Source organism: Haloarchaeobius salinus (assembly GCF_024464185.1).
GTDB lineage: Archaea > Halobacteriota > Halobacteria > Halobacteriales > Natrialbaceae > Haloarchaeobius > Haloarchaeobius salinus.
The window spans coordinates 290,027-307,203 of the sequence record NZ_JANHAU010000003.1 but is presented as its reverse complement, the minus strand read 5'-3'; the positions used below and the strand labels follow the sequence as shown (position 1 = coordinate 307,203).

22 protein-coding genes are annotated in these 17,177 nt (G+C 68.9%); 11 read left to right on the top strand and 11 right to left on the bottom strand.

What is annotated here, in order from left to right; translation table 11 throughout:
* Positions 1-223 precede the first annotated feature (223 nt).
* From rpl7ae to NO345_RS14010, 7 genes are all read left to right on the top strand, one after another.
* On the top strand, positions 224-583 hold the full coding sequence (rpl7ae, locus tag NO345_RS14040; protein WP_256300174.1) for a 50S ribosomal protein L7Ae: 360 nt from the start codon (positions 224-226) through the stop codon (positions 581-583).
* A gap of 9 nt (positions 584-592) precedes the next feature.
* Positions 593-817, top strand: coding sequence for a 30S ribosomal protein S28e (locus tag NO345_RS14035; protein ID WP_089731743.1), 225 nt, complete (start codon positions 593-595; stop codon positions 815-817).
* Entirely contained in the window at positions 817-1,023 is a 207-nt protein-coding gene (locus tag NO345_RS14030) for a 50S ribosomal protein L24e (protein WP_256300173.1), read from the top strand. Before NO345_RS14035 ends, NO345_RS14030 begins: the two co-directional genes overlap by 1 nt.
* Complete coding sequence (ndk, locus tag NO345_RS14025; RefSeq protein ID WP_256300171.1) at positions 1,020-1,484, top strand: nucleoside-diphosphate kinase; 465 nt, start codon at positions 1,020-1,022, stop codon at positions 1,482-1,484. Before NO345_RS14030 ends, ndk begins: the two co-directional genes overlap by 4 nt.
* 130 nt (positions 1,485-1,614) lie before the next feature.
* On the top strand, positions 1,615-4,026 hold the full coding sequence (locus NO345_RS14020; protein WP_256300170.1) for a penicillin acylase family protein: 2,412 nt from the start codon (positions 1,615-1,617) through the stop codon (positions 4,024-4,026).
* Positions 4,023-4,358, top strand: coding sequence for a hypothetical protein (locus NO345_RS14015; RefSeq protein ID WP_256300169.1), 336 nt, complete (start codon positions 4,023-4,025; stop codon positions 4,356-4,358). Before NO345_RS14020 ends, NO345_RS14015 begins: the two co-directional genes overlap by 4 nt.
* 91 nt (positions 4,359-4,449) lie before the next feature.
* Entirely contained in the window at positions 4,450-6,159 is a 1,710-nt protein-coding gene (locus tag NO345_RS14010; protein WP_256300168.1) for a sensor histidine kinase, read from the top strand.
* 36 nt (positions 6,160-6,195) lie between these two features.
* Here the strand turns inward: NO345_RS14010 and NO345_RS14005 are convergent, their stop codons facing one another.
* From NO345_RS14005 to NO345_RS13970, 8 genes are all read right to left on the bottom strand, one after another.
* A complete protein-coding gene (locus NO345_RS14005; RefSeq protein WP_256300167.1) occupies positions 6,196-7,275 on the bottom strand; it encodes a methionine synthase in 1,080 nt (359 codons plus the stop codon).
* Positions 7,272-8,276: a 5-methyltetrahydropteroyltriglutamate--homocysteine methyltransferase gene (locus tag NO345_RS14000; RefSeq protein ID WP_256300166.1), complete on the bottom strand. Its 1,005-nt coding sequence runs from the start codon at positions 8,274-8,276 to the stop codon at positions 7,272-7,274. Before NO345_RS14000 ends, NO345_RS14005 begins: the two co-directional genes overlap by 4 nt.
* A gap of 64 nt (positions 8,277-8,340) precedes the next feature.
* A complete protein-coding gene (locus NO345_RS13995; protein WP_256300165.1) occupies positions 8,341-8,925 on the bottom strand; it encodes a HemK2/MTQ2 family protein methyltransferase in 585 nt (194 codons plus the stop codon).
* Positions 8,926-10,119, bottom strand: a complete 1,194-nt coding sequence (locus NO345_RS13990) for a mechanosensitive ion channel family protein (RefSeq protein WP_256300164.1) — start codon at positions 10,117-10,119, stop codon at positions 8,926-8,928.
* Positions 10,112-10,951 carry a 16S ribosomal RNA methyltransferase A gene (locus NO345_RS13985; protein WP_256300163.1) on the bottom strand — a complete coding sequence of 280 codons (840 nt, stop codon included), beginning with the start codon at positions 10,949-10,951 and terminating at the stop codon, positions 10,112-10,114. The genes NO345_RS13990 and NO345_RS13985 overlap by 8 nt, the downstream gene beginning before the upstream one ends.
* Positions 10,952-10,991: 40 nt before the next feature.
* Positions 10,992-11,570, bottom strand: a complete 579-nt coding sequence (locus tag NO345_RS13980; RefSeq protein WP_256300162.1) for a DUF655 domain-containing protein — start codon at positions 11,568-11,570, stop codon at positions 10,992-10,994.
* A gap of 56 nt (positions 11,571-11,626) precedes the next feature.
* Complete coding sequence (locus NO345_RS13975) at positions 11,627-11,983, bottom strand: RNA polymerase Rpb4 family protein (RefSeq protein ID WP_256300161.1); 357 nt, start codon at positions 11,981-11,983, stop codon at positions 11,627-11,629.
* A gap of 4 nt (positions 11,984-11,987) precedes the next feature.
* Positions 11,988-12,278, bottom strand: coding sequence for a 50S ribosomal protein L21e (locus tag NO345_RS13970; protein ID WP_256300160.1), 291 nt, complete (start codon positions 12,276-12,278; stop codon positions 11,988-11,990).
* A 278-nt stretch (positions 12,279-12,556) separates the two neighbouring features.
* Here NO345_RS13970 and NO345_RS13965 point away from each other — a divergent pair, with 278 nt between their 5' ends.
* The 4 genes from NO345_RS13965 (at position 12,557) to NO345_RS13950 (ending at position 15,335) form a co-directional block, all read left to right on the top strand.
* Positions 12,557-13,123, top strand: coding sequence for a GNAT family N-acetyltransferase (locus tag NO345_RS13965; RefSeq protein ID WP_256300159.1), 567 nt, complete (start codon positions 12,557-12,559; stop codon positions 13,121-13,123).
* A gap of 45 nt (positions 13,124-13,168) precedes the next feature.
* Positions 13,169-14,335 carry a cystathionine gamma-synthase gene (locus NO345_RS13960; RefSeq protein WP_256300158.1) on the top strand — a complete coding sequence of 389 codons (1,167 nt, stop codon included), beginning with the start codon at positions 13,169-13,171 and terminating at the stop codon, positions 14,333-14,335.
* A 71-nt stretch (positions 14,336-14,406) separates the two neighbouring features.
* Positions 14,407-15,093 carry an MBL fold metallo-hydrolase gene (locus NO345_RS13955; protein WP_256300156.1) on the top strand — a complete coding sequence of 229 codons (687 nt, stop codon included), beginning with the start codon at positions 14,407-14,409 and terminating at the stop codon, positions 15,091-15,093.
* 2 nt (positions 15,094-15,095) lie between these two features.
* Positions 15,096-15,335, top strand: coding sequence for a hypothetical protein (locus tag NO345_RS13950; RefSeq protein WP_256300154.1), 240 nt, complete (start codon positions 15,096-15,098; stop codon positions 15,333-15,335).
* Positions 15,336-15,413: 78 nt separating this feature from the next.
* On the opposite strand, the gene NO345_RS13945 is transcribed toward NO345_RS13950, so the two are convergent.
* The 3 genes from NO345_RS13945 to NO345_RS13935 are packed head-to-tail and all read right to left on the bottom strand — an operon-like array spanning position 15,414 to position 17,149.
* Positions 15,414-15,680 (bottom strand): elongation factor 1-beta, encoded by a 267-nt coding sequence (locus NO345_RS13945; RefSeq protein ID WP_256300152.1) that lies wholly within the window; start codon positions 15,678-15,680, stop codon positions 15,414-15,416.
* Between the two features lie 2 nt (positions 15,681-15,682).
* Positions 15,683-15,862, bottom strand: a complete 180-nt coding sequence (locus tag NO345_RS13940; protein ID WP_089731760.1) for an HVO_2753 family zinc finger protein — start codon at positions 15,860-15,862, stop codon at positions 15,683-15,685.
* Positions 15,863-15,907: 45 nt separating this feature from the next.
* On the bottom strand, positions 15,908-17,149 hold the full coding sequence (locus tag NO345_RS13935) for a tripartite tricarboxylate transporter permease (RefSeq protein ID WP_256300151.1): 1,242 nt from the start codon (positions 17,147-17,149) through the stop codon (positions 15,908-15,910).
* Between the last annotated feature and the right edge of the window lie 28 nt (positions 17,150-17,177).

Here is a 17,177-nt window from a genome sequence, read left to right as displayed (position 1 = left end):
CCCCCATCTCGGCCGGGTGAACTGTGGGCCGGTGTCCCACGCGCTCGGCGCTTTGGACACCCTTATAAGGTGGGCCGGGCTACGGTTGTATTACACCCTACGCGGGGTTGATGATGCTCCTAGCCCCACAGGATTCCGACCGTCGGACCCAGCTGACGGTCATGCGGGCCTCGCCCGCGACGGCAGGGGAGCGCGAGCCCACGCGTAGGAGAGGTGAACAACCATGGCAGTCTACGTAACAAAAGAGATCCCAGCCGACCTCCAAGAGGACGCCCTCGAGGCCCTCGAGGTCGCACGAGACACAGGTAGCGTAAAGAAAGGAACCAACGAGACGACGAAGGCCGTCGAGCGCGGCAACGCCGAGCTCATCTACGTCGCCGAGGACGTCCAGCCCGAGGAGATCGTCATGCACCTCCCCGAGCTGGCCGACGAGAAGGGTATCCCGGTCGTCTTCATCGAGACGCAGGACGACGTCGGCCACGCAGCCGGCCTTGAGGTCGGGAGTGCCGCGGCCGCCGTCGTCGACGCCGGCGAGGCCTCGACGGACGTCGAGGACATCGCGGGCAAACTCGAGGACCTTTAGAGGTAATCCATGAGTGCCGAAGAGTCCGAAGACGGCGCGACCCCCGCGGAAGTCATCGAGATAGTCGGCAAGACCGGCATGCACGGCGAAGCCATGCAGGTCAAGTGTCGCATCCGCGAAGGGGAGAATCAGGGTCGAATCATCACGCGTAACTGCCTCGGCCCGGTCCGCGAGGGCGACATCCTGCAGCTGCGGGAGACCGCTCGCGAGGCCGACTCCATCGGAGGACAATAATGGTGACGACGCGCGACTGCGAGTACTGCGGTACCGAGATCACGCCCGGAACGGGGACCATGTTCGTCCACACGGACGGCACCACGGTCCACTACTGTTCCGCGAAGTGTGAGAAGAACGCCGACCTCGGCCGCGAGCCCCGGGACCTCGAGTGGACGGAGGCCGGTGCCGGCGTCTCCGGGGACGAGGAGGACGACGAGGAATGAGCGAGCGCGAGCGCACCTTCGTCATGGTCAAGCCCGACGGCGTCCAGCGTGGCCTCACCGGCGAGATCATCTCCCGGTTCGAGGACCGCGGTCTGAAGCTGGTCGGCGCGAAGTTCATGCAGATCGACCAGGAGCTCGCCGAGGAGCACTACGGCGAACACGAGGGCAAGCCGTTCTTCGACGGCCTCGTCGAGTTCATCACCTCCGGGCCCGTCATGGCGATGGTCTGGGAGGGCGACGACGCCATCCGGCAGGTCCGCACTATGATGGGCGAGACCGACCCCGCCGACTCCGCCCCGGGCACCATCCGCGGTGACTTCGGGCTGGACCTCGGCCGCAACGTCATCCACGGCTCGGACCACGAGGACCCCGGGTCGAACGAGCGCGAGATCGACCTGTTCTTCGACGAGGACGAACTCGTCGACTACGAGAAGGTCGACGAAGGCTGGCTCTACGAGTAAGCCTTCGACTTCTTCCGCCGTTCAGCAGTTCGGGAGCCACGGCTCCGTCCCGTGAGGGGGGACGGACTCCCGGCAGAGCCATCCACCACGGAAAGAAACTTTACCCGTTCCGTCCGTTTAGCTGCGCATCGTGAACGAAGAGACGACGAGACGCGCGGTCCTCTCCGCGGTCCTCGGGGCCGGCGTCGGGGGGATGGCACTGACCGACGCACGGTCGTACCTGACACGGTTCACGCCGAACTCGGGGACGGTGTGGGGTGCGGCGAACCGGAACGCGGCCGGTTCGGTGGACAGTCCGTACGGCGCGGCGACGGTCAGCTACGACGACGACCACGTCCCGCACGTCGAGGCCGACGACGAGCGTGCGGCGTACTTCGCGGTGGGGTACTGCCACGGTGCGGACCGGTTCTTCCAGATGGACCTCTACCGACGACTGATGGCTGGGGAACTGGCCGCGGTCGTCGGCGACGTGGCGGTGGACTCCGACGTGTTCCACCGCCAGCTGGACTTCGCGGGCGCGGCCGAGGCGACCTGGGAGCGCGCCGAGGGCACCGCGACCGGCGACGTGGTCGAGGCGTACGTCGACGGCGTGAACCATGCGCTCGAACGGGAGTCGACACCCCTCGAGTATCGCCTGCTGTCGTTCGAGCCGCGGGAGTGGACGCCGACGGCGTGCCTCCTCATCTCGAAGCAGATCGCGTGGGGACTGACCGGCTCGTTCCGCACGCTCCGGACGGCACTGGCCCGGGACCGACTCGGGAGCGAGGCGACCGAGGAGCTGTACCCGCGGCTCATGGACCACGACGTACCCATCATCCGTGGTGGCGACGGTGCCTCGGGGACGGTCGCGGGCGCGGACGCCGCGACGCCGGAACCCGGGATGGTCTCCTGGCTCGGGTCGTTCGAGTCCGACCCCGGTGTGGGCTCGAACTCGTGGGTGGTCTCGGGCGAACACACCGCTTCGGGCGATCCCATCGTCGCCAACGACCCGCACCTCAACCTGACCGTGCCGCCGGTCTGGTACGAGCAGCACGTCGTCGGCCCGGACCCGCTCGACGTGCGCGGGGTGAGCTTCCCGGGAGTCCCGTTCGTCATCATCGGCCAGAACCACGCCGGGGCGTGGGGCTTCACCAACGCCGGCGCGGACGTCATCGACTTCTACACGTACGAGACGACGGGTGACGGGAGCTACCGGTACGGCGACGAGACGCGGGAGTTCGACAGCCGGACCGAGACCGTCGCGGTGGCCGACGGTGAGGACGTCGAGGTGACGGTCAAGCGGTCCGTCCACGGTTCGGTGCTCACGCAGTACCCGGACGGCGACGAGTTCGAGCGGGCCGACGAGCTCGGCGTCGCGTGGACGGGGCTCTCCGCGACGCGGACCGTCGAGGCGGTCCACGAGCTCAACGTCGCTGGCGGCGTCGACGAGGCCGAGGCCGCCATCCGGAAGTTCGACGAGCCGACGCAGAGCTTCGTCTACGCCGATTCGGACGGCGGGACGTACTACTGGGTCACCGGCCAGATCCCCATCCGGACGACCGACGGCGAGCCGGTGCGGGGAACCAGAATCTTCGACGGCTCGGCCCGCGAGGGCGAGTGGGGCGCGGGCTACACGCCCTTCGGCGAGTCCTCGTGGGAGGGGTTCGTCCCGTTCGAGGAGAAGCCCGGCGTGCGGAACCCGGACTCCCTCGCGACGGCGAACCAGCGACTCACGGGCGACCCGGAGCACTACATCTCCGAGGGGTACGCGCCGCCGTTCCGTGGCAGTCGCATCTACGACCGGCTGGACGAGCGGGCGTCGAGCGACGAGCCGATGGACGCCGCGTTCGCCCGCGACGTACAGCTCGACACGCTCGACCCCCGGTACGAGCTGTTCCGTCCGACCATCGAGGCCGTCGCCGAGGTCGGCGTCCCGACGACCGAGGACGGTGGCAGTTCGACCGACGCCTTCGAGCCGCCCGAGTCGCTGCTGGACTGGGACGGCGAGATGCGCCCCGGCGACCCAGAACCGCTCCTGTTCGAGCACTGGCTCCGGGAGTTCCGCAGCGCGACCTTCGAGGACGCGTTCGCCGACGCCGGACTCCCCGAGGACTTCCCGAACCCGAACGACTGGATACTCGGGACGCTCCCGGCCGACAGCGAGTGGTTCGACGGCGACCGAACGGCCGTCGCCGCCGAGGCGATGGGGGCAGCACGCGACAGGATCGCCGACGAGGGCTGGGACGACTACGGCGACTGGAACCGCGTCCGCTTTTCGCACCCGTTCGACCAGCCGTTCCTGAACTACGACCGGCTCCGGACGGCCGGCTCGCCCGGCACGGTGCGGAACTTCCACAGCGAGGGGTCGACCGGTGCGAGCTGGCGCATGGTCGCCACGTTCGACGGCGACTCGCGGGCCATCCTGCCCGGGGGGAACTCGGGCGACTACTTCTCCGCGCACTACGACGACCAGCTACAGGCGTGGGCGAACGGCGAGTACAAGCCGATGCGTCGGAAGGTCCCGGACGGCATCGACATCACCTTCGAGGAGGGAGACGGATGACGCCCGAGTTCCTCACCGAACTGCGCGAGGACGACAGCCGTCGCGTCGCGGCGACGAACGGCGCGGTCCTGCTCGGCGTCGGGCTCTCGCTGTTCCACTGGTCCGGGTTGCTGCTCGCGGGCGCGCTGGCAGCACTCCCACAGCGCACGGTTCCGCGCGGCATCGGTGCCGGCTTCGGGGTCGGCGTGCTCGCCGTCGTCGTGTTCCTCGGCCAGCTCTGGCTCGCCGGGACGCTCGGACCGGTGCTCGGGATGGGGCAACCGGTCTGGCTCGCGCTGGCGCTCGGGCTGGGGCTCCCGACGTTCGGGGCGCTCGTCCGGGGCGTGTTCTGACCGCCGACCATGATTCGGCAAGTAGAGCCAAGTGACCGCGGGTCGGAGGACAGTTCATCGAGACCCGCTGCGGGCGGTCACCACATCATCGATGATCACGCTCAACGTCTTCTCGGTCGCGCTCCTCTCGCTGGCCGCGATGGCGTTCGCCCTCGCGGCGTACGCACTCCGGGAAGCCCGTCGACGGTCCGTCCCCGGTGGGGTGGAGTTCGCGACCCTGAGCGTCGGCTCGGGGCTGTGGGTCGGCATCCACGGGCTCCGTGTCGGTGCGACCACCCGTGAGTCGTTCCTCTTCCTCGTCAACGCCGAGTGGGTCGGTATCCTGCTGGTCGCACCCGCGTGGCTGCTGTTCGTCCTCGCCTACACCGGCCCCAGGGGCGGCTACTCCCGGCGGTTCGCCGCCCTGCTCGCGGTACAGCCAGTGGTGACGCTGGTGCTCGTCTGGGCGAACCCCGACGGGCTGTTCCGCGTCGTCGAGGCCGTCTCCGTCGGTGGGCCGGGGCTCCCGACGGCGACGCTCGACCACGGTCCGCTGTACCCGGTGACCATCCTGTACGTCTACGCCATGGTCATCGCGGGCTCCGCGGTGCTCGTCCGGGCGACGCTGCAGGTCCCACAGCTCTACCGCGGACGGACGGTCGCGCTCCTCGTCGCCGCGACGGCACCGCTGCTCGGGAGCGTCCCGACGGTCGTCGACGCGCCGCTGGTCCCCGGACTGGTGCTCGGACCGGTCGCGTTCGCCGTCTCGCTGGTCGCGTTCGCCGTCGCGCTGTTCGGACACGAACTGCTCCGGGTCGTCCCACTCACGCCGACGGTCGCGAGCGAGGCGGTCGTCGCCGAGATGGCTGCCGGGGTGGTCGTCCTCGACGCGAACGGCGAGATAACGCAGACCAACCCGGCCGCAGAGCGGTTCATCGGCGACGACGACGCCGTCGGCCGCCGCCTCGAGTCCGTGCAGTCGGAGCTGGCGATGGCCACCGACGGCGGGCTCGAGGAGGAGCAGCAACGACTGCTGCTCAGCGGCGAGGACGACCGGGAGCGCTACGTCGACGTCGAATCGACACCGGTGTACCGCGGTCGCGGGCTGTACGTCGGCCAGCTGCTCACGCTGCAGGACGTGACCGACCGGGTGCTCCGCGAGCAGCGGCTCAACGTGCTCAACAGAGTTCTCCGGCACAACGTCCGCCACGAGACGAACCTCATCCTCGGTCACGGCGAGACGATAGCCGAGGAGCTGTCGGCCGCCCAGCGCGAGGGGCTGGAGACGATGCTCTCGTCGGCCGAGCAGCTGGTCGACTGGTCCGACCGCGCCCGGTTCGCCGAGCGCGCACTCGACGGCGTCGACGGCGAGCGCCGAGCGGTCCCGCTCGGCCCGACCATCGACCACGCTGTCGACCGTGTCCGCCGGGCGTCCCCCGACGCGAGCATCGAGACGCCCGAGTCGGTCGACGCGGTCGTGCTCGGGCACAGTACGCTCGAGTGGGCGCTCTACGAGCTCGTCGACAACGCCGTCGAACACGGGACACCGACCGACGGCGAGACGGCGACGACCGACGTGCGCGTGACCGTCACGGACGACGGTGACTCGGTCACGGTCGAGATCGCCGACACCGGCCCCGGCATCCCGCCCGCGGAACGACGCGTCCTGGCCGCCGACGAGGAGACGCCGCTGGAGCACGGCTCCGGGCTCGGCCTGTGGCTCGTCAACTGGGCGGTGATGGCCGCCGGTGGCGAGGTGAACTTCGCCGAGAACGACCCGCGGGGGACGATAGTTCGCGTCACCCTCCCGCGTGCCACCTGAGACGGGAGCCGCGACGGAGGAGAACGGGTGGACCGCTCAGTCGTCGGCGGGCGAGCGCCGCGACGCGGCGGGCACCTCGATCTCGCCGGCGTCGAGCTCGGCCTCGACCTCGCGGACGGCCTGGACCATGTTCCGCATCTTGCCGAAGGCGACCTCGCGCGGGAGCAGCTTCACGCCGCAGTCGGGCGAGATGACGAGCCGCTCCGGCGGGACCACTTCGAGACCCTTCCTGACGTTCTCCTTGATCTCCTCGACGGGTTCGACCTCGGCCGTGTGGGCGTCGACGACACCGAGCGCGAGGTCCTTCGTGAACTCGTCGGCGGTGAACACGTCGAGCTGGTCGTAGTCACCGTTGGCGAGCTCGAGGTCGAACTCGTCGACGGGGTAGTCGAGGATCTCGGGGTAGATGCGCGAGTAGTCGCCGTAGCAGACGTGCAGGCCGATGCGCACGTCGTCCTGGATCTCATCGGCGATGCGCTCCAGGCACTCGCCGACGATGGCGTGGTCGTCGGGCGTCGTCGCGAGCGCGGGCTCGTCGATCTGGATGTAGCGCGCGCCGGCGTCGACGAGCTTCTCGATCTCCTCGTTGACGAGGTCCGCGAGGTCGTAGGCGAGGGCCTCGTCGTCCTCGTAGGCCTCGTTGAACGACCAGTTCGCGAGCGTGTACGGGCCGGTGATGGGCACCTTGACCGGGCGCTCGGCGGCCGCGGCGGTGAACTCGTACTCGTCGACCAGCCAGCTGTCGGTGTACTCGACGTCGTCGACGACGCTCGGCTTGTCGAAGTAGTTGTGGCCCCAGACCTTGACCGGGCCGTTGAACTCGTAGCCCTCGATGCGGTGGGCGAAGAACTCGACCATCTCGTTGCGGCGCATCTCGCCGTCGACGACGACGTCGAGGCCGGCGCGCTCGTGCTCGTCGGTGATGAGCCGGCAGGCGTCGTCCTTCGCCTCGGCCCAGTCGTCCGCGTCGAACTCGTGGTCCTCGTCCTCGTAGAGCTCCTTCGCGCGGTTCAGCCACTTGGGCTTCGGGTAGCTCCCGACGACGGTCGTCAGGAGGAAGTGGTCGTTCGGGTGGTCCTCGGGGCGGAACTGATCGCGGTTCTCGTTGGTCGTCATGCTTGCACCTCCGTCTCGGCGAGGGCGACGGCGTCGGCGGCGGCCTGGACCTTCGCCTCGAACTTGCTGTATGGGAGATAGAACGTCTCGGTGTTCGTCGTCACGTACGTCGTGTCGAACTCTGCGACCGGGAGGTTGTCGAACACCCAGTCGACGCGCTCGTTGATGGCTTCGGGCTCCTCGACGAGCGTGTTCTGCCCGTCGAGCAGGCCGAGCGCGATGTCGTCGGTCGCACCGTACTCCTGCAGGTTGTAGAGGTTCGCCTCGTGGTCGGAGACGAAGTCGAAGCCGACGGCGTCCACGTCGGCGTCGAGGAGGTGGGCGTACACCTTCTCGTCGAGTGCGCCCCAGTACGGGTGGACGACGACCTCGGCGTCGACCGCGTCGGCGACCGCCGAGACGGCCTCGGGGACCTCGCTGTCGAGGCCCTCGTCCGGTGCGTTCTCGACCAGCGACGGTTCGAGCAGGAACAGCGTCTCGACCGCGGGGAAGGCGTCGGCTTCACCGGCGAGGAAGTCGGCGACGGCGTGGAGGAACTCCGTCTCGTCGCCGTAGTGCTCGTCGGTGGCGAGGTCGGCCAGGGAGTACGGGCCTGGAAGCACCGCCTGCAGCCCGTCGTCGACCTGCTCGGCGGCGGCCTCCAGCTCGGTGGCCACGTCCCCGTCGAACGTCAGGTCGTCCTGCACGACGGGCTCGCGGTAGAAGTTGTTGTTGTCGTAGTAGCGGACGATTCCCCGGGTCTCGACGCTGTCGTGGACGGCCAGCGGGTGCGCGAGCATGTCGTCCCAGCGGAGCTGGCCCTCGACGACGCGGTCGAGTCCGGCGTCGGTCTGGACGTCGACGACCTCGCTCCGGGCGCGGTCGTAGGCGTCCTGCAGTTCCGGCCCGTCGTCGCCCGAGATGAGGTCGCCCTTCTGGTGCCCTTTGAGGTCCGAGAGCTCCGATTTCGCCCAGTCCGGGAGGGGGAACAGTCCTGGTGTCGTCGCGACGAGGTCTGTCATCTTACTCCGGCTTGGCTATGCGGGAGTTTAATATTTACGAACTCTGCAAATGCACACGAGTTATCTACCGGAGGAGCTTCAGCACGGTCAGCGTCTCGAACGGGAACGACTCGTCGCGGAGCGCGACGGCACTGAACCCGTTGCCTGCGGCACGCTCGACGACCTCGTCGACGCCGGTGAGCGAGGAGACCAGCAGGTAGACCACCCCGTCGGGCGCGAGCACGCGGCCCACGTCGTCGAGGAACGGGTCGATGACCGCCCGCCCGTCCTCGCCGCCGGTGAGCGCGACCTCCATCCAGTCGTTCCTGGCCGCGGCGTCGTCCGCGGGGAGGTACGGTGGGTTGAACACGACCGCGTCGAGGCTCCCGTCGCGGAACGGTGCCACGAGGTCCGCACGGACCACCTGCACGCCGTGCTCGCTTCGCTCGCGGGCCTGCTCGCAGGCGTGGGGGTTGAGGTCGGTCGCGACGACCGCGGCGTCCGTCTCCGCGGCGATCCGCTCTGCGACGTAGCCCGAACCGGTGCCGACCTCGACGACGGTTCCCGAGACGCCGTCCGCGAGGACGGCCTCCGCGAGCAGGTGGGAGTCCTCCGCGGGCTGGTACACCTCGGTCTCGACACCCCGGCGCTCGGCGAGGTCGTCGGCCATCTACTCGTCACCCCCGTCCGGGGCGGGTTCGGCGACCGCTGCGGCCGTCTCGTCGACGTCGGCGTCCCCCCGCGACCCGAGCGTGCGCTGCGGGAACGGGATGGAGACGCCCGCGTCGTCGAACGCCTCCTTGACGGCCGTGACGACCGCGGTACGGGCCCGCCACTTCCGGCGCGCGCTCGGGTTGTCGATCCAGAACCGCACACCGAGCACGACAGCCGAGTCGTCGAACCGCTTCACGACGACCTGCGGCGTCGGCACCGTCAGGATGGTGTCGAGGCCCTCGATGGCCTCGGCGGCGGTCTCGACCGCGGCGTCCACGTCGGTGTCGTAGTCGACGCCGACCTCCACCTCGAGGCGGAGCCGACCCTTGCGCGACCGGTTGGTGATCCGCTGGCCGCTGACCACGTCGTTCGGGAACATGACGTACTCGCCGTCGAACGTTTGTATCCGCGTGTTGAAGATGGAGATGTCGGTGACGATGCCCTCGACGTCGCCGATCTCGATCCAGTCGCCGATCTCGAACGGCCGCGAGAACATCAGCACGAAGCCCGCGAGCACCGCGCCGAGGGTCTGTCTGGCCGCCATCCCGACGACGATGCCGGCGAAGCCGGCCCCGACCAGTAGCCCGGTCAGCTCGACGTTCCAGACGCCGAGGGCGACGATGGCCGCACCGGTCCAGAGGATGACCTGCGAGACGCGGTAGGTGAGCCGTCGCTGGTGGTCCGAGAACGCCTCGGTGGTCGCGAGGTAGTCCTCCAGCACCCGTTTGACGAGCCGCGAGAGGATGTGGGTGACCAGTACGAGGACGACCGAGATGAGCACCTTGTCCGAGTCCCTGGTCGACACCGGCAGGTTCCGCATCGCGCTGGCGACCTCGTCCGCGCTCGACCAGACGCCGACGACGACCGCCGCCGACGCGAACACGGACAGGCCGATGAGCAGCACGGTCAGCAGGTCGGCGACGGTGTTACCGAAGCGCTCGCGCAGTTCGCCCTGCACTCTGTTCGTAACGTAGCCGATGGCTGCGAGGAACGCGACCGCGGCGACGGTCGCGACCGCCCGCAGCACCGGACTCTCGACGACCTCGGCGAGGCCGTTCACCGCCTCGACGAGGTCCGTGACCCAGCTCCCCCCGGACTGGAGGTGCACGGCGGCGTCGGCGAGCGCCGGGGGGACACCGAACTCACTCATCTGCCCGATCACGGCCGACCTCGGCAGCGACCCTCGCGAGCTCCGCGAAGGTCTCCGGCGGGAGCTTCCCGGCCCGCTTGCCCATCAGCTCGTCGGCGGCGGCGTCGACCACGGCGTCTGCGTCGTCCAGTCCGGAGATATGTGCCGTGTTGCGGATGGCGTTCCGCATCGTCTTCCGGCGCTGGGTGAACACCGCCTTCACGAAGTCGAGGAAGAACGCCTCGTCGTCGACCTCGTAGTCGGGGTCGCGTGGCGTACATCGGACGACCGCGCTGTCGACCTGCGGCGGCGGCGAGAACGCCGTGGCGGGTATCGTCTCGACCAGCTCCACGTCGGCGTAGTGCTGCGTGCTCACCGAGAGCCGGCCGTAGTCGTCCGTTCCCGGCTCGGCAACCATCCGCTCTGCGAACTCCTGCTGGAACATCAGCACGAGCGGCCGTTTCAGGGGGAGCAGCCGGAACGTGATGGGGCTCGACACGCCGTACGGCAGGTTCGACACCGACGCCGAGAACTCGGGCAGGTCGACCTCAAGGGCGTCGCCCTCGACGACGGTCAGCCGGCCCGCCTCGCGCTCCTCGGCGAACTCCTCGCGCAGGAAGGCGGCCAGGGTCGGGTCGCGCTCGATGGCCGTGACGTGTTCGGCCGTCGCGAGCAGCCGGTCGGTCAACGCGCCGTTGCCCGCGCCGATCTCCAGCAGGTGCTCGCGGTCGGCCGTCTCCGGGAGGTAACCGGGCAGTCGGTCGAGGACGCGGTCGTCAACGAGGAAGTGCTGGTCGCGGTCGGGGTCGCCGCGGACCCCCGCCCGTGCCAGCAGTCCATCGGGGTCTCTCATCGATTGCCGCCGGCTACGGGACCGGAAGGGAAAAAGCCGCCTACTCGTCGCTCCGGCCGACGAACGCCTTGTACTTCAGGTCGTCGTCGCGCAGCTCCTCCAGGATGCGCTCGGCGAGGATGCCCTCCGGGTCGTGCAGGCCGGCGACCCGCTCCTCTAGCTCGTCGAAGCTCTCGAAGGGCTTGCGCTTGCGTTCGTCGAGGATGCTGTTCCGGAGCTTCTTCCCGATGCCGGGCAGGAGGTTCAGCTGGTGGAGCCGGAGGGTGATCGGCTGTGCGTCGTTGTAGAACGACACGAACCGGCCCTCGTCGGCCTCGACCATCTCGGCGACGACGTACTCGAGCTCAGACTGCGCACCCGAGGAGAGGTCGTCGAACTCGACGTTACGGACCCGCTTCACCGTCTCGCCTGGCGGTTCGACGGCCACCTCGTCGTCGATGGCCACGTCGGGCGTCTCCGAGAAGACGACCTCGAACAGGCGGAAGTCGCGGGTCCCGATGGCGTAGGCCAGGGGCTCCCGGTCGTATCCGGCCCGCCCGTCGCTCGAACGGCCGTTGGGGAAGATGTCGAGGACGACGGCGTGGACCGACGCCTCCTCCTCGCGTTCGGAATCGCTCATTCTAGCTACAAGGTAGGGGAGGCGCGTATTTAAAAGATGGCGACGTGGTGCCCGGCTTACGCGTACTTCGCGACGACGTTGAGGATCTCGTCCAGCTCGTCGCCGTCGAGCGTGTAGCGCTCCTGGGCGTACACCGAGCGCAGCTCCGTGCGGTCCTGCGGGAGCAGGTTCGCGATCTTGTACGCCGTCGCCTCGTCGACCTTCTCGAGCTCCTGCAGTTCGTCGACCAGCTCCTGTGCTTCCTCGACCTCGAGCACGGCGAAGCGGTTGACGTGCTCGATGGCCCGCGCCAGCTCGTACTGCATCTCGCGGTCCTCGTCGAGGGCCCTGTCCTCCTCGATATCGGCGAGGAGCTCCTTGACCTTCGGGACTGTCACGTACTCCTCGTCGAGCTTTTCTTTGAAGATCGTCATGCGATTACTGCTGGGCCGTGAGGTGTGCTGCGGCGACGATGAGGGTCTTCTCCTTGCCGCCGTCCGTGATCTGGACCTTGAACGCGGAGCCCTGTTTGCCGACGACCTCGCCGGTCTGGCCGTCGAAGCGCGGGTGGTAGCGACCCTTCTGGACCGAGGGGTCGATCTTCAGGTGGACCTTCTGGCCCTCGTCGTACTCCTGGATCGCGCGCTGCGGCGGCGATGTGCCCCGCTCGCGCGGGTGGTTCTTGAGCTTGTTCCGCGTGTTCTTCATGGGTCCGTTGGAGTTGGGCATAGTCGTACACCTCCCTTGTCTCGTCGCCGTTATAAATCGCACGTTGTTCGACTGCCGAAACGCCCGGATTCGGCTCGGAGACGCGGCCGGCCGGTCATCGGGCCGCGGCGGCGCACACGCGAGGTCGTCCATCGACGCCGAGACGTGACGCGGCCGTCGTGACATCCTGTTTAACGTCATTAAACAGTTGGAGGACGTCCCCTCACTCCAATCACTTTCGACATATAGCAACAAAAAGGTATTAAACGCCACCGAATATCGACTACCAGGCGAATACGATGGTCAAAACGAAACTATCTGCTCCAGAATGTGGACGCTCGGACGAACACTACGTCCCGGAGCCGTCCAGAGCGTCCGACCGTCCACCGAAGTCGTTCCTCGACGCCCGCGGCCGCTACATCCAGCTCTCCATCGGCCACGGGCTCTCGGACGAAACGTACGGGGCTCTCGTCGAGATGTACGACGCGTTCGACCCCACCGACCGGGCCCACGGCCTGCCGCCGCTCGGCAGCGACAACGTCCGGAGCTGGCTCGACAACCTCCGGGAGGGCCTGCACGTCGTCGCGCGCCACGACGGCCGGGTCGTCGGTCACGCGGTGCTCGTGGAGGCACGCGACGAGGACGCCCACGAACTCGCCATCTTCGTCCTCGACAGCTTCCAGCACGCCCGTCTCGGAACTCGCATGCTCGAACGCTGCTGCTGGGTGGCCGGTGGCTACGGCATCTCCGCGATCACGCTCTACGTCGAGTCGCGAAACCGGCCCGCACTCAACCTCTACCGGTCGATGGGCTTCGAGGGCGAGTACGTCGGGCACGGCGAACTGGAGATGCGCCTCGAGCTGTAGCCGCCCAACGCAAGAGTAACCAGTCAGCGGGTCGATGCCACCGGTATGGACGACGACGACGCTTTCCACATCGAGACGCGCTCCATCCACGCCGGACAGGAACCCGACGAGGAGACCGGCGCACTCATGACGCCCATCTACGCGAACTCCACCTACGAGCAGGACGGCCCGGGCGAGCACCGCGGCTACGAGTACTCACGCACCGCGAACCCGACACGCACCGACCTCGAGGCCAACCTCGCGAGCCTCGAGGGCGGTGAGTTCGGCCGCTGCTTCTCCTCCGGGATGGGCTCCATCAACACCGTCCTGAACCTGCTCGAAGCCGGCGATCACGTCGTCACCGGCGAGGACGTCTACGGTGGCACCCACCGTATCTTCACGCAGGTGTACGAGGACTACGACCTCGAGTTCTCCTTCGTGGACATGACCGACCTCGACGCCATCGAGGCCGCGATGCGGGACGAGACCGAGTTGCTCTGGCTGGAGACCCCGACGAACCCGCTCATGTCCATCGTCGACATCCAGGGCGCGGCCGACATCGCCCACGACCACGACGCACTCTGTGCAATCGACAACACGTTCGCGACGCCGTACCTCCAGCGACCGCTCGAACACGGCGCGGACATCGTGAGCCACTCGCTGACGAAGTACCTCGGCGGCCACTCCGACGTGGTCGGCGGCGCACTCGTCACGGACGACGAGGACCTCGACGAGCGCATCGGCTTCTACCAGAACTCGGTCGGCGCGACGCCCGGCCCGCACGACTGCTTCCTCGTGCTCCGCGGGACCAAGACCCTGCCGGTGCGGATGGACCGCCACTGCGAGAACGCCCGCGCCATCGCGGACTGGCTCGCCGACCACCCGGCCGTCTCCGAGGTGTTCTACCCCGGACTCGAGGACCACCCGGGTCACGACATCGCCGCCGAACAGATGGACGACTTCGGCGGGATGCTCAGCTTCGAGGTCGACGGGACGCTCGAACAGGCCAGCACCGTCGTGAGCGCGACCGAGGTGTTCACCCTCGCCGAATCCCTCGGCGGCGTCGAGAGCCTCATCGAACAGCCCGCCGCGATGACCCACGCCGCGATCCCGAAGGAGGAACGCCTCGAGGCCGGACTCACCGACGGGCTCATCCGCGCAAGCGTCGGCATCGAGCACGTCGACGACCTCACCGCCGACCTCCAGCAGGCGTTCGACGCCGCCGGGCTCTGAGCGGCCCGCCACGACGGCGACTGACCGTCGTCGGCACAACGGCTTTCCTCCTCGCGGTCGCAGTTCGACACATGACACCCGAGGGCGTCCACACGCTCACGTTCGAGTTCGAGTTCGGTGGTCGCGAGCTCACCGTCCACCCGGCCGCCGTCGAGACGGACCACGGCGTCGTCCTGCTGGACGTGGGCCTGCCCGGCGCGACGGACCAGCTCGGTGACGCACTCGCGGAGGCTGGGCTCTCGCTCGCCGACGTCTCCATGGTGCTGCTCACCCACCACGACGGCGACCACGCCGCGGGCCTCACCGAACTCGAGGGCGAGACCCCGCTCATCGTCGCCACGCACGAGGACGAGGCACCGTACGTCGACGGCCGCCGACATCCCGTCAAGACGGACTCCGACGACGAGCGGTACCCGCCGGCCACCGTCGACCTCGAACTCACCGGCGGCGAGACGTTCCACACCGCCGCCGGTCCGATGTGGGTCGTCGAGACGCCCGGTCACTCGCCCGGCCACGTCTCGCTGTACTTTCCCGACCACCGCTTCCTCGTCGCCGGCGACGCCGTGACGAACGACAACGAGGGTCCGGACGCGTTCGGCGGTCCGAAACCGCACTTCACGCCGGAGATGGACGTCGCCGTCGAGTCCGTCGGCCGCCTCGCCGAACTCGACGTCGAGACCACGCACTGCTACCACGGCGGCACCGCCGACGCCGACACGGACCGCATCGCCACCATCTACGACGAACTACGGACGTGACCGTGTCCGACTCCACACCACCGGGGCGGGCTGATATCGTCGACGAGCTCGTCGACCCACGGCTGTTCCTGTTCGTCGTCACCATCGCGGCTGTGTCGGTCATCGCGGACCTCCTCGGGGTCGGCGTCCTCGGCGTCGAGACACTCGAGGGGGCGATGGCGACGTTCCTCGTCATGACCGTCGGTTCCTACGTGGGCGTCGTCGCCATCGACCTCCTCTGGCGTCGTGTCTTCGCTCGCTGACAGCGGCGGTGCCGTCGCTACGGTACGAACGGCTGGTCACCGCGCGGTGACCGAAAACGAACCGCGGCCGGGCCGAACTCAGATGCGGCCGACGTTCTCGACGGAGACGGACTCGACGCCCTCGACACCGTCGAACGCCTCCTCGACGGCCTCCGTGCCACCCGCGTCGTCCGGCACGATGACGGTCGGGAACAGCGCGACGAGACCGAACGCGACGTCGTTGCGCTCGACGCCGTTGATCTTCGCGCCCTCCGGCAGGGAGTTCTCCAGACGCTCCTGGAGCTCGTCCAGGTCGATGTCCGGGCTGTTCGGCATGACCTTGATCTTGGCTGCTACCTTCCCCATGGTTACGGCCCCTCGAACCCGCAGTCGGGACAGTTGTACAGGTTGCTCTGCTTGCGGCACTTCGCGCAGCGGTAGATCTGCGCACCACAGTCCGGGCACTTGAACGCGGCTGCGTTCGTCCCGGAGATGTTGATCCCACAGGAGACGCAGGTGCGCCGGGCGCGTTGGTTCGACTCGCTCATACCGCAAGTTTCCCGCCCGTCGGTTTTAACGGTTGTCTTTCGACCCTACAGCGCCAGGGGGACGAGCAGCACGCCCATGCAGTACACCCGCCGTGTACGCAGCCGAACGGGGACCAGTCCGACGAGCGTCGCGGCGGCGAACAGCACCACGCCGGTGGGACCCGCGAACGCGACCGAGAGGACGGCGAGCAGACAGAGCGCCGCGACCGAGAGTCGACGCGAGTCCGCACGCCCCACGAGCGCCAGATAGCGGTCCCCCACCGTCACGACGAGCACCGTCCCGGCCGCCCCGGCGACGACGACCGCCGCCAGCGCGACCGGGAGCGACGGGACGCCGCCCACCCGGTCGACCGCCACGAGCACGCCGGTCCGTGGGGAGCCGAGCGCGACCAGAGCGAACAGCGCAAAGACGCCGTTGGCAGTGTTGACGCCGCTCGTTGCCACGACGTAGCCCCGGTCACCCGTGTCCGCGGGCAGCCCCGCCAGCGCCGCCGTCGCCGCGATGGCGCTCGACACGCCGGGCAGGTAGCCGACGGCTCCACCAGCGAGCGCACCCGTGCCGGCCGCGACGCCCACCGACCGCCGCTCCACGAGCAGCCGGGCGTCGGCCTGCGGTGGGACGCCGCCACCGTCCATCGCGTCGAGCAACACCGGCGCGCCGAACAGCCCCGCGAACAGCGGCGTCAACACGCTCGCCGGGAGCGGTGCACCGGGCTCCATCGGCAGCGCGACCGCCCCGAGCGCACCGGACAGCCCGAGGACGGCGAGTCCCGCGAGGCGGGGCCACCACGACGGCTCGACGAGCAGGGTCAGGACGACGACCACGGCGAGCACCAGCGAGAGGTGCGCGAGCAGGGTGGGGTACACCGCCGTCATCACCTCCGTCAGCGGGACGGCGAGCAGCGCGGCGACCACGAGCGCGGTCCCGCTCCCGATGGCCGACAGCCGGAGCGCCTCGCGCCCCCGACCACCCAGGACGAGTCGATGACCCGGCAACGCCGACGCCGCCATCGCCGCGTCGGGCACCCCCAGGGCGAGTGCCGGCACCACGTCGAGGAACGTGTGGACCACCCCGGCGGCCAGCATCGCCGCGACGACGCAGGACGCCGGTGCCGGTACAGACGGTGCCACCGCCGCCAGCAGCAGCGCGAAGTTGTTGGCGTGCAGCCCCGGCGTCAACCCGCTCGCCGTGCCGAGGCAGACGCCCGCGAAGACGCACGCCAGCAGGCGCACGTCGGCGAGGACGCCGGTGGTGACGAGCACTCCGACGGTCGACAGGGGGTCCATCGCCGACTCTGGTGTCGTCCCGGTATAT

Excerpts from the sequence above, each read along its gene's own strand:
- rpl7ae (WP_256300174.1), top strand. The coding sequence starts at position 224 with ATGGCAGTCTACGTAACAAAAGAGATCCCAGCCGACCTCCAAGAGGAC.
- NO345_RS14035 (WP_089731743.1), top strand. The coding sequence starts at position 593 with ATGAGTGCCGAAGAGTCCGAAGACGGCGCGACCCCCGCGGAAGTCATC.
- NO345_RS14030 (WP_256300173.1), top strand. The coding sequence starts at position 817 with ATGGTGACGACGCGCGACTGCGAGTACTGCGGTACCGAGATCACGCCC.
- ndk (WP_256300171.1), top strand. The coding sequence starts at position 1,020 with ATGAGCGAGCGCGAGCGCACCTTCGTCATGGTCAAGCCCGACGGCGTC.
- NO345_RS14015 (WP_256300169.1), top strand. The coding sequence starts at position 4,023 with ATGACGCCCGAGTTCCTCACCGAACTGCGCGAGGACGACAGCCGTCGC.
- NO345_RS14010 (WP_256300168.1), top strand. The coding sequence starts at position 4,450 with ATGATCACGCTCAACGTCTTCTCGGTCGCGCTCCTCTCGCTGGCCGCG.
- NO345_RS14005 (WP_256300167.1), bottom strand. The coding sequence starts at position 7,275 with ATGACGACCAACGAGAACCGCGATCAGTTCCGCCCCGAGGACCACCCG.
- NO345_RS14000 (WP_256300166.1), bottom strand. The coding sequence starts at position 8,276 with ATGACAGACCTCGTCGCGACGACACCAGGACTGTTCCCCCTCCCGGAC.
- NO345_RS13995 (WP_256300165.1), bottom strand. The coding sequence starts at position 8,925 with ATGGCCGACGACCTCGCCGAGCGCCGGGGTGTCGAGACCGAGGTGTAC.
- NO345_RS13990 (WP_256300164.1), bottom strand. The coding sequence starts at position 10,119 with ATGAGTGAGTTCGGTGTCCCCCCGGCGCTCGCCGACGCCGCCGTGCAC.
- NO345_RS13985 (WP_256300163.1), bottom strand. The coding sequence starts at position 10,951 with ATGAGAGACCCCGATGGACTGCTGGCACGGGCGGGGGTCCGCGGCGAC.
- NO345_RS13980 (WP_256300162.1), bottom strand. The coding sequence starts at position 11,570 with ATGAGCGATTCCGAACGCGAGGAGGAGGCGTCGGTCCACGCCGTCGTC.
- NO345_RS13975 (WP_256300161.1), bottom strand. The coding sequence starts at position 11,983 with ATGACGATCTTCAAAGAAAAGCTCGACGAGGAGTACGTGACAGTCCCG.
- NO345_RS13970 (WP_256300160.1), bottom strand. The coding sequence starts at position 12,278 with ATGCCCAACTCCAACGGACCCATGAAGAACACGCGGAACAAGCTCAAG.
- NO345_RS13965 (WP_256300159.1), top strand. The coding sequence starts at position 12,557 with ATGGTCAAAACGAAACTATCTGCTCCAGAATGTGGACGCTCGGACGAA.
- NO345_RS13960 (WP_256300158.1), top strand. The coding sequence starts at position 13,169 with ATGGACGACGACGACGCTTTCCACATCGAGACGCGCTCCATCCACGCC.
- NO345_RS13955 (WP_256300156.1), top strand. The coding sequence starts at position 14,407 with ATGACACCCGAGGGCGTCCACACGCTCACGTTCGAGTTCGAGTTCGGT.
- NO345_RS13945 (WP_256300152.1), bottom strand. The coding sequence starts at position 15,680 with ATGGGGAAGGTAGCAGCCAAGATCAAGGTCATGCCGAACAGCCCGGAC.
- NO345_RS13940 (WP_089731760.1), bottom strand. The coding sequence starts at position 15,862 with ATGAGCGAGTCGAACCAACGCGCCCGGCGCACCTGCGTCTCCTGTGGG.
- NO345_RS13935 (WP_256300151.1), bottom strand. The coding sequence starts at position 17,149 with ATGGACCCCCTGTCGACCGTCGGAGTGCTCGTCACCACCGGCGTCCTC.